9 protein-coding genes are annotated in these 9,253 nt (G+C 68.5%); 4 read left to right on the forward strand and 5 right to left on the reverse strand.

Annotated elements, in window-relative coordinates:
• A partial coding sequence (locus AC07VX_RS26645) for a hypothetical protein (protein WP_493167824.1) occupies nucleotides 1-238 on the forward strand: 238 nt, incomplete at its 5' end.
• A 118-nt stretch (nucleotides 239-356) separates the two neighbouring features.
• Here the strand turns inward: AC07VX_RS26645 and AC07VX_RS26650 are convergent.
• Entirely contained in the window at nucleotides 357-1,439 is a 1,083-nt protein-coding gene (locus tag AC07VX_RS26650) for an IS110 family RNA-guided transposase (RefSeq protein WP_493167823.1), read from the reverse strand.
• Nucleotides 1,440-1,608: 169 nt separating this feature from the next.
• Nucleotides 1,609-2,850 carry a glycosyltransferase family 4 protein gene (locus tag AC07VX_RS26655; protein ID WP_493167822.1) on the reverse strand — a complete coding sequence of 414 codons (1,242 nt, stop codon included), beginning with the start codon at nucleotides 2,848-2,850 and terminating at the stop codon, nucleotides 1,609-1,611.
• A gap of 115 nt (nucleotides 2,851-2,965) precedes the next feature.
• Here AC07VX_RS26655 and AC07VX_RS26660 point away from each other — a divergent pair, with 115 nt between their 5' ends.
• Nucleotides 2,966-3,580, forward strand: a complete 615-nt coding sequence (locus tag AC07VX_RS26660; RefSeq protein ID WP_493167821.1) for a hypothetical protein — start codon at nucleotides 2,966-2,968, stop codon at nucleotides 3,578-3,580.
• A 63-nt stretch (nucleotides 3,581-3,643) separates the two neighbouring features.
• Here AC07VX_RS26660 and AC07VX_RS26665 read toward each other — a convergent pair whose 3' ends face one another.
• Nucleotides 3,644-5,290 carry an aminotransferase class III-fold pyridoxal phosphate-dependent enzyme gene (locus AC07VX_RS26665; RefSeq protein ID WP_493167820.1) on the reverse strand — a complete coding sequence of 549 codons (1,647 nt, stop codon included), beginning with the start codon at nucleotides 5,288-5,290 and terminating at the stop codon, nucleotides 3,644-3,646.
• Between the two features lie 72 nt (nucleotides 5,291-5,362).
• On the opposite strand from AC07VX_RS26665, the gene asd reads away from it, so the two are divergent.
• Nucleotides 5,363-6,232 carry an archaetidylserine decarboxylase gene (asd, locus tag AC07VX_RS26670; RefSeq protein WP_493167819.1) on the forward strand — a complete coding sequence of 290 codons (870 nt, stop codon included), beginning with the start codon at nucleotides 5,363-5,365 and terminating at the stop codon, nucleotides 6,230-6,232.
• Here asd and AC07VX_RS26675 read toward each other — a convergent pair.
• Both AC07VX_RS26675 and AC07VX_RS26680 read right to left on the reverse strand, forming a co-directional pair.
• Nucleotides 6,225-7,103 carry a UDP-2,3-diacylglucosamine diphosphatase gene (locus AC07VX_RS26675; RefSeq protein WP_493167818.1) on the reverse strand — a complete coding sequence of 293 codons (879 nt, stop codon included), beginning with the start codon at nucleotides 7,101-7,103 and terminating at the stop codon, nucleotides 6,225-6,227. The genes asd and AC07VX_RS26675 overlap by 8 nt on opposite strands.
• A gap of 87 nt (nucleotides 7,104-7,190) precedes the next feature.
• Nucleotides 7,191-8,216, reverse strand: a complete 1,026-nt coding sequence (locus tag AC07VX_RS26680; RefSeq protein ID WP_493167817.1) for an alpha/beta hydrolase family protein — start codon at nucleotides 8,214-8,216, stop codon at nucleotides 7,191-7,193.
• A 132-nt stretch (nucleotides 8,217-8,348) separates the two neighbouring features.
• On the opposite strand from AC07VX_RS26680, the gene AC07VX_RS26685 reads away from it, so the two are divergent.
• A partial coding sequence (locus tag AC07VX_RS26685) for a LysR family transcriptional regulator (protein WP_493183979.1) occupies nucleotides 8,349-9,253 on the forward strand: 905 nt, incomplete at its 3' end.

Consider the following 9,253-nt stretch of genomic DNA (forward strand, 5'->3'; position numbering starts at 1 on the left):
GCAGATTGACGATTCGCACCATCAATCTTGGCGCCTCGACGCCGTTAGCCAGAAGGTGGGAAGTCCCTTCGTATTCGTATATGGACTCCCCCACAACGGCAAAGGCCTGATCGCTTGGGGCTGGCTGAGAGAAGCACCTGCAGTCGTATATCCGGCATCTGGTGTGGGATCGTTGAAGTCCCGTGCCGACATGGAATCTGCGTCACCGCGGCGCAACACGCTGCAAGCGGCAGGCTGAGCTGCCGGAAGAGTTATCGGCGTCGCGCGGTGTGGGAGGGCTCCCGGCTGGCCATGATGGTCGATCAGACCCATCGCAAGTGGTGGAAGAAGCTGGGTTGTTGAGGTGGGGCTGGCGCTCAGGCAGGCATCGCCAAGCTCTGGCGCAGGGCCTTCCTGTCCAGAGCCGCCTTCTCGTCGAACGCGGTGTGGTCGCGCAGCGTGGCGTAGCAGATGCGCGCAAGCTTGTTGGCCAGCGCACAGGTGGCCTTGTTGTGGTTGGAGCGCGCCTGCACCTGCAGCGCCCAATGCCTCACGCCGCTCAAGGCCTTGCCCTTCTCGACGGCCACCGTCGCGGCCCTGAGCACGCTGCGCGCACCGTGCGTGAGCAGCATGCGCAGGTAGCGGTCGCCCCTCTTGGAGATGCGCCCCAAGTGGTGCGTGCCCCCCGAGCTGAACTCGCGCGGCGTCAGGCCGAACCAGCTCGCAAAGTGCCGCGCGTCCTGGAAGTGCGTCACGTCACCCGAGGTGGCGGCCACCATCGCCGTGGCCGTCAACAGCCCGACGCCGGGCACGCTCAGCAGCAGCGTGCAGGCGGGGCTGTGACGGGCAGCGTTGGCCAGCTCGCGCTCGACCTGCGCGATGCGCGCTTCCAGCAGGCGCACCTCTTCGAGCAGCAGCTTGGCGCTGTCGCGGATCAGGCCGGGCACGGCCGCGCTCGGGTCGGCCAGCACGCGGCCCAGCACCTCCAGCCCCGTGCGCGCGCCCTGCGGAATCGCCAGCCCGAACTCGCGGCAGAAGCCGCGCAACGCGTTGATGCGCGAGGTGCGCGTGCCCATCCACAGCGAGCGGATGCGGTGCAGACCCTGCAGCGCCTGCTGCTCCACCGACTTCACGCGCACCGGGCGCAGGTCGGAAGCGCGGACCGCCTCCAGCAGCGCGGCGGCATCGGTGGCGTCGGTCTTGTTGCGCCGCACATAGGCGCGCACGTACTGGGCGGGCAGGAGCCGAACTTCGATGCCCAGCGAGTTCAACCAGCGGGCCCAGTGGTGGGCCGAGCCGCAGGCCTCCATGACGACCAGGCCGATCTCGCGGTTGAGGAACCAGCGCTCGAACTGGGTGCGCGTCAGCTGCTGCGTCTCGACGACGCGCCAGTGCTCATCGGCAACGGCAATCTGGAAAACACTCTTGGCCAGGTCCACGGCCACGGTCGTAGCATGCATGTCCGACTCCTCGTGTTTGTGAAACTGATCCCCACGCCCATGGAAACCAGCGCCGCGATCTTGCGCGGCAAACAAACGGGGGAGTCCATCCCATCACTCGAGCCGACTCGCGTCGGCAGGCCGCCGCTTGCGGCTCAGCTTCAACGATAGGCACTCACCCCAACAGACCTCAAGCCGCCGGCTGCAGCCCCTGCATCGCAAACGCCGGCTCCGCCCGCGCAATCGCCCCTTCGAGCACGCCTTCGAAGCGCGCCGTGATGTCGCCCCAGTCCAGCCGCCGCGCCGTGGCCCGCGCCCCTTCGGCCACCGCACGCCGTGCCGCCGCATCGAAGGCGGCCACGCGCGTCGCGGCCACGAAGTCGGCCTCCTTGCCCGCCCCCGCCAGCCATCCATTTACGCCGCTGCGGATCAACTCGCCCGCCGCCGCGCTGTCGAAGGCGACGACCGCGCAACCGCTGGCCATGGCCTCGGTGGTGACGTTGCCGAAGGTCTCGGTGAGGCTGGCGAACAGGAAGATGTCCAGCCCCGCGTAGTGGGCCGCCAGGTCGTCGCCGCTGCGTGAGCCGGCGAAGTGGGCTTCGGGCGCGCGCGCCGCCAGTTCGGCGCGCATCGGACCGTCGCCGACGAAGACAAGCTTCACGTTCGGCTGCACGGCCTTCACCGCCTCGTAGGCGGCCAGCACCACGCCCAGGTTCTTTTCGGGTGCCAGGCGGCCGACGTAGCCCATGACGAGGTCGTCCGGCCCCGCGCCCCAGCTCTCGCGCAGGACCGCGCTGCGGCGGGCGGGGTCGAAGCGCTGGGCATCGACGCCGCGCCCCACCACCGTCAACCGCTCGAAGCCGCGGTCGGCCAGCAGCACGCGCATGGCTTCGGTGGGCACCATAGTGGCGTCGCAGCGGTTATGAAACTTGCGCAGGTAGCCCATGATGGGCTTGGAGAACAGGCCCAGGCGGTAGTGCTTGCCGTAGGCGTGGAAGTTGGTGCGGTAGTCTGACGTGACCGGCAGCGCCAGGTGCTGCGCGGCCTGCAGGGCCGACCAGCCCAGCGGCCCCTCGGTGGCGATGTGCACTACGTCGGGCCGCTTCAGCGACCAGAGCTTCACCAGCGCGCGCTTGCTGGGCACGCCCATGCGCAGGTTGGGATAGAGGGGCACGGGCAGGCCCTTGGTGAGCACCTCGTCCACCTCGGGCCGGCCGGTGGCCTGGGCAGTCATCTTGGCGGACTGGCGCGGGCGGATCAGCTGCACGTCGTGGTTGCGGCGGTTCAGGCCATCGACCACGCGGGCCATCGACATCGCGACGCCGTTGACCTCGGGCGGATAGGTCTCCGTCACCACCGCGAGCCGGCGCGAGTGGCGCGGCGCGGGCAGGTCATCGACCAGGATGTCGTCGGCGTCGTGTGCGGTTTTCATGCGCAGATGGTCATGGGCGCATGCAACAGCACGATGACAACCGGACCGTCACGCCGATTTCACGCAAGCCCACCACCATGCGCCCCGATCTCCACCCAAACGACAAGGACGGGACGTGAACGAGTTCTTCGAAACCCTCAAGACGCAGCGCTGGGACGACCACCGCTACTACCACCACAGCCGCATCAACCAGAGCCTGCACCTGATCAGCGCGCTGAGCTTCCTGGTGTCTTACGGGCTGGTGTTCGTGAACCCGGCCTGGGCCGCGCTGCTGGCCTGGTGCGTGTCGATGACGACGCGCCAGGCGGGCCACTTCTTCTTCGAGCCGCGCGGCTATGACGAGGTGAACAAGGCCACCGACGAGTACAAGGAAGAGATCAAGGTGGGCTACAACATCCGCCGCAAGATCGTGCTGCTGGCCGTGTGGGTGGCGCTGCCGGCCGTGCTGTGGTTCTTCCCGTCGCTGGGCGGCCTGATCGAGCCGGCCGTGGGCACCCAGGGGTTCCTGGAGGATGTGGGCATGGCCTGGTTCTGCCTGGGCGTGGTGGGCCTGCTGTTCCGCGTGGGCCAGCTGTGGGCCACGCAGGGCCTGATGCAGGGCCTGGCCTGGGGGTTCAAGATCATCACCGACCCCTTCCACGACGTGATGCTGTATCACAAGGCGCCGCTGTACCTGCTGCGCGGGCAGCTGATCGACCCGATGGATCACGTGGGTCAGCAGGCGCACTGAGCGCTTCGCCCTCCCAAACAAAAAGGCCCGCATCTGCGGGCCTTTTTTCGTTGGCGGGTTCGGTCAGAACTTCTTGGCCAGCATCTCGCGGAACACACCGCGGCGGATGGCCTTGGCGGTGAGTTCGGGGGCCGTCCACCACCAGCCGTCGGCACGCATCTCGTCGCAGGCGGCGATGAAGCGGTCCATCACCTCGGCGAACTCGGCGTCACCGTAGTTGAGGCTGAAGATGAGGCGGCCCGTGCCCACCCAGCTCAGCGCCAGGCCCTGCTTGCGCAGGTAGAACTGCAGCATCCAGTGGTAGCGGCCGGGCTGGGTGTAGAGCACCGTCCAGATCGTCGACAGGTTGGCCATGCACACCGGCGCGCCGGCTGCGGCGAGGCGGGCGTTGAACTGGGCGCAGCGGGCGTTCCAGCGCTCGTCCAGGCCGTCGTACAGCGCGCGCACCTCGGGTCGCTCGATGCGCTTCAGGAAGGACGCCATGGCCGCGACGACGTAGGGGTGGGCGTTGAAGGTGCCTCGGGCGAAGCAGATGTCGGCCGGCCGGTCTTCGCGGTAGCGCGTCATCAGCGCACGGCTGCCGCAGACGACGCCCACCGGCAGGCCGCCGCCCAGCGTCTTGCCGTAGGTGACGAGGTCGGCCTTGACGCCGAAGTACTGCTGCGCGCCGCCGGGTGCCAGGCGAAAGCCCACGAAGACCTCGTCGAAGATCAGCACGATGCCGCGCGCGGTGCAGACCTCGCGCAGCCGCTTGAGCCAGGCGGTATAGGCCTCGCGGTCGTAGGCGGCGCGGCGGCTGCCGTCGATGAGGCCGGAGTCGCCCGGTGCGCTGGCGTTGGGGTGCAGGGCCTGCAGCGGGTTGATGAGCACGCAGGCGATGTCGCGCCGCGTGGCCAGCACCTTCAGCGAGCGCTCGGCCATGTCCTGCAGCGTGAAGGTCTCGCGCGGGGGCAACGGGTTGCCGGGGCCGGGCTGCACGTCCTCCCACCAGCCGTGATAAGCGCCGGCAAAGCGCACGAGGCGCTTCTTCTTGGTGTGATAGCGCGCCAGCCGCACGGCCTGCATGACGGCCTCGGTGCCGCTCATGTGGAAGCTGACCTCCTCCTGGCCGGACACGGCCTTCAGCCGCGTCAGCACGTCCAGCACGCAGGGGTGGTAGGCCCCCAGCACGGGGCCCAACTCCTGGACCGTGGCCACGGCCTCGGCGATGCACTCCTTGTAGGCGTCGTAGCCCAGCACGTTGACGCCGTAGGAGCCGGTCAGGTCGTAGAGGCGGTTGCCGTCCAGGTCTTCCACCTGCACGCCTTCGCTGTGCTGCAGGAAGGCGCCAACCTTGAGGTGCTCGCGCAGCACGGGGCTGAACTGGAAGGGCACGCGGTAGCGGCCGGTGAAGCGCAGGTCGGAGATGGTGTCGCGGGCCTGCTCGGTGGCGGCCAGCGTCCTGGCGAAGCGGGTGTCGAACTCCGCGCCCAGGCGCTTGAGCGCGGCACGGCGCTGCGCCGCGACGTCGGCGGGTGCGCCGTCGGCGGCGAAGAACTGCGCCTCGTCGTAGGCATAGCCCGGCACCCAGCGCGCGAGGCGCTTGGCCATGCGCGAGTGGCCAGCCAGCGAGCGGTGCTTGGCACGCGACAGCTCCAGCCGCCGCTTGGCCGCGGGCAGCAGGGCCAGCACGCCAAGGGCCAGTGCCGAAAGGGTCAGGGTTTCATCCATCGGAGTCTCAGGAAATTCACGAAGGTTTCAGATGTAGCTGCCACGCTTGACAGTGGAATGAATGACAAAGCCATGACCACCGCCCGGGGCCGGTTTCAAAGCCTCTTCGCACAGGAAGACTTGAACTTCCTGCTGACCAACCGCGTGCCGCGCATTGCGCTCACACGCCTGATGGGGCGCTTCTCGCGCATCGAGAGCCGGTGGCTGACGAAGCTGTCGATCGCGGTGTGGCGGCTGTTCACGCCGCTGGACCTGAGCGAAGCGAAGGACACGGACTTCCGCTCGCTGAAGGACTGCTTCACGCGCGAGCTCAAGCCCGGTTCGCGCGTGTTCGACGCCCGGCCCGACGTGTTCGCCAGCCCCAGCGACGCCATCATCGGCGCGACGGGCATCGTGCAGCAGGGCCAGGTCTACCAGGCCAAGGGCTTTCCGTATTCGACAGAGGAACTGTTCGGCCCGACGCAGGACGCCAGCGCCTTCGAGGGCGGGCGCTTCGTGACGCTGCGGCTCACGTCGGCGATGTACCACCGCTTCCACGCCCCGGCGGACGGCACGGTAGAGCACGTGACCTATCTGAGCGGCGACACCTGGAACGTGAACCCCGTGGCGCTGCAGCGCGTGGAGCGGCTGTTCTGCCGCAACGAGCGCGCCGTCGTGCGCATGACGCTGGCCAGTGGCCACCCGGTGGCGCTGGTGCCGGTTGCGGCCATCCTGGTGGCAAGCATTCGCCTGCATTTCCTCGACGTGCTGCTGCATCTGGGGCGCAAGGGCGCCAACGAGATGCCCTGCTCGGCCGCTCATGTGAAAGGCCAGGAGATGGGCTGGTTCGAGCACGGCTCGACCATCATCGTGTTCGTGCCGCGGGGCTTCGAGCTGGCCGAGGGCATCGCGACCGGCGTGCAGGTCCGCGCCGGTCAGGCTCTGTTGCAGTTGGTCAGCTGACGGTGTCGGGCGCCGCGACCGTCGCGGTCGCGGGCACTGGCAATGCGACCGGCGCCGGTGCCGTCTTGGGCGCCGGCATCATGCCCGGCAGTGCGGCCTCGTCGCCGCGGTCGATGATCTCCAGCCTGCCGTCGAAGTGCTCGACGAGGGCCGTCAGGCTCTCCACCCAGTCGCCATCGTTGCAGTAGAGGATGCCGTCGATCTCACGGATCTCGGCGTGGTGGATGTGGCCGCAGACGACGCCATGCGCGCCGCGCTTTCGGGCCTCGCGCGCGACGGCGTTCTCGAACTCGTTGATGTAGCTGACCGCGCGCTTGACCTTGTGCTTGAGGTAGCGCGACAGGCTCCAGTACGGCAGGCCGAACTTCGCCCGGATGTGGTTGAACCAGCGATTGACCTTGAGCGTGAATTCGTAGGCCAGGTCGCCGGCGATGGCCAGCCAGCGCGCGCACTGGATGACGCCGTCGTAGAGGTCACCGTGCGTGATCCACAGCTTCTTGCCATCGGCGGTGACGTGGATGGCTTCTTCCATCACGTCGACGCCGCCGAAGTTGTGCGTGAGGTACTTGCGCGCGAACTCGTCGTGGTTGCCGGGGATGAAGATCACCCGCGTGCCCTTGCGTGCCTTGCGCAGCAGCTTCTGCACGACGTCGTTGTGGGCCTGCGGCCAGTACCAGGAGCGTTTGAGCTGCCAGCCGTCGATGATGTCGCCGACGAGGTAGAGGGTGTCGCACTCCACGTCGCGCAGGAAGTCGAGCAGGGCCTTGGCCTGGCAGCCGGGCGTGCCCAGGTGCAGGTCCGAGATCCAGACGGTGCGCACTGACAACGTGGGCGTGTCGGCGGCGGCAGCGGTGTCTTGCGTCGTCGGCATGTTCAGCATGCTGCCCGCCGGTCATGACGCGCTCGTGAACGTCTTTTGCGCGGACCTTGCCGAGCAGGTGCAGGGCCGCGGCTGGGCTTACAGCGGCTGCAGGTGAGCCGACAGCCGCGGCGTCGCGGCCTCGATGGGCGCGAGCAAACGTGGCCAGAGCCGGGCGCCCAGGTCGCGGCGGAAGGGGCCGAAGTGCTCGATCCTGTTCACGCCAAGATCGCCCGGTGCAACGCTGTGACGCTGCACCCTTGCAGCGCTGAACTGGTGAGCCAGCGCGTCGACGGCGGGTGCGGGGCCGAAGAGATGGTCGTCCGTGATGCTCCACAGATGGACCGCGCCTTCGAATCGGTGATAGGCGCGTTCGCGCGCGAGGCTGGCATCGCCGAACAGAAAGCCCGGCATCCGGCCCCAGGCGGCCCATTCCAGCGCCGCGCCGGCCGGCAGGTCTTCGGCGCGCGGGCCGAGCACGCGACCCGGCGCATGGCCGAGCAGGCGGACGAGCAGCGGCAGCATCCAGTGGAAGAACACCCAGGCCTGCAGGCGCGCACGGCCCGACCAATGCCCCAGGTAGGCCACCTGCGCGGCGACCCCGAGCACGGCATCGACCTTGTCCTCGAAGCCCGGGACCAGGCCGACAGAGTTTCCGCCCAACGAGTGCCCTACCCACAGCAGTCCGAGGTCGCGCTGCAGAGCCACCGACTCCTGGCATCGGCGCCGGTCGGCGGCATGCAGTGCGGCAGCCATGTCGACACGCGCCCAGTCGCGCAGCCGGACGTCCTCGCCCGGATGCAGGGCCCCACGCGAGGCGGCGATGCCACGGTAGTCGAAGCTCAGCACGGCATAGCCGCGGCCCGCCATCCACTCGGCAAAGTGGCGGTAGTAGCTGGCCGGCACGGCCGTCGCTGCGCCAATCACGGCCACAGCCCTCACAGCAGCGCCTGCCGGTGGCTCGAACCATGTCGCCGACAGGAGCCGACCGTCGCTGCAGCGCAGCGGCATCGGCCGCTGGCGAACCTGCAGGTTACGGATGCCTTGCGCCTCCTCCGCCAGTGTCGCGGTCGCCGGGGCGGGCAGGGGCGGGGAGTCGGCGGACGTCAGGGGCGGGCTGGACATGGGGGACCTCGGGGCAATGCGCTTGCGGCGGCAACGTGGGCAGTCTAGATTGGCAATCTTTCTCGCTGGTAGGGCACTCGAGATCGCCATATCGTCAATCAAATGTCGACAAAGTCACCTGCTTTGCCTGGCGTGGGGCGCCGCCGCCAGACCGCGGCGGAGGAAGCCCTGGACGCCAACGCGCTGGAGCTGTTCGCCCGCATCGCCCAGGCCGGGAGCTTTGCGCAAGCTGCGCGCGAGCTTGGGCTGACTCGGGCCGCCATCAGCCGCCGCATCGCAGCAATCGAAAGTGCTGTCGGGCTGGCCTTGTTTGCGCGCAGCACCCGCAGCCTCGGTCTGACCGAAGCCGGTCGGCGCCTCCACACGCGCGCTCGTGCCGTTCGCGACGCGGCCGAAAGTGCCCGCCTGGCCTTGCGCCACACCCGCGACCAGCTCGACGGCACGATCCGCATCAGCGCCACTGCCGGCTTCGGCCGTCACGTGCTCGCCCCCTTGCTGGCCCGCTTCCAAGTCATGCATCCCGCGGTGCGCTATGAACTCTTCTTCACGGACCGACGCGTGGACCTGCTCCGCGAGGGTCTGGACATTGCCTTTCGCGTCACCAGCAAACCACCCGAGGCCTGGGTCGCCCAGCCCGTGATGAGGTTCGCGGTTCGGGCCTACGGGGTCGGGCAGCCGTTACTCCCACAAGATCCACAGGATCTGGCCACGACGTCCGTGCTTCTGTTGGGTCAAGGCGAAGAGGCTTTTGCCAGCCAATGGCAACACGACGACGGGCGTAGAGCGGACGTCTCACTGCAGGCTTCGGCCTGGGGCAGCGACCTGGACGGGCTTGTCGCTCTTGCACGCCATGGAGCGGGCGTGGTCATCGCACCGGATTTCTGTGTCGAACCGGTGCAGGGCCTGGCGGGGCTGAGCGACTCCTCGCTGCAGATCACTGCTGAGCCATTGCGGAACGTGCTGCCGGGATGGCGCCTGCTGGTGGGGCTGGACACGGTGCAGGCGCTCACGCTGCCACTGCCGGCTGGCTCAGAAAC

Source organism: Roseateles sp. GW821-FHT03B02 (assembly GCF_059421025.1).

Excerpts from the sequence above, each read along its gene's own strand:
- asd (WP_493167819.1), top strand. The coding sequence starts at position 5,363 with ATGACCACCGCCCGGGGCCGGTTTCAAAGCCTCTTCGCACAGGAAGAC.
- AC07VX_RS26655 (WP_493167822.1), bottom strand. The coding sequence starts at position 2,850 with ATGAAAACCGCACACGACGCCGACGACATCCTGGTCGATGACCTGCCC.
- AC07VX_RS26680 (WP_493167817.1), bottom strand. The coding sequence starts at position 8,216 with ATGTCCAGCCCGCCCCTGACGTCCGCCGACTCCCCGCCCCTGCCCGCC.
- AC07VX_RS26675 (WP_493167818.1), bottom strand. The coding sequence starts at position 7,103 with ATGCCGACGACGCAAGACACCGCTGCCGCCGCCGACACGCCCACGTTG.
- AC07VX_RS26650 (WP_493167823.1), bottom strand. The coding sequence starts at position 1,439 with ATGCATGCTACGACCGTGGCCGTGGACCTGGCCAAGAGTGTTTTCCAG.
- AC07VX_RS26665 (WP_493167820.1), bottom strand. The coding sequence starts at position 5,290 with ATGGATGAAACCCTGACCCTTTCGGCACTGGCCCTTGGCGTGCTGGCC.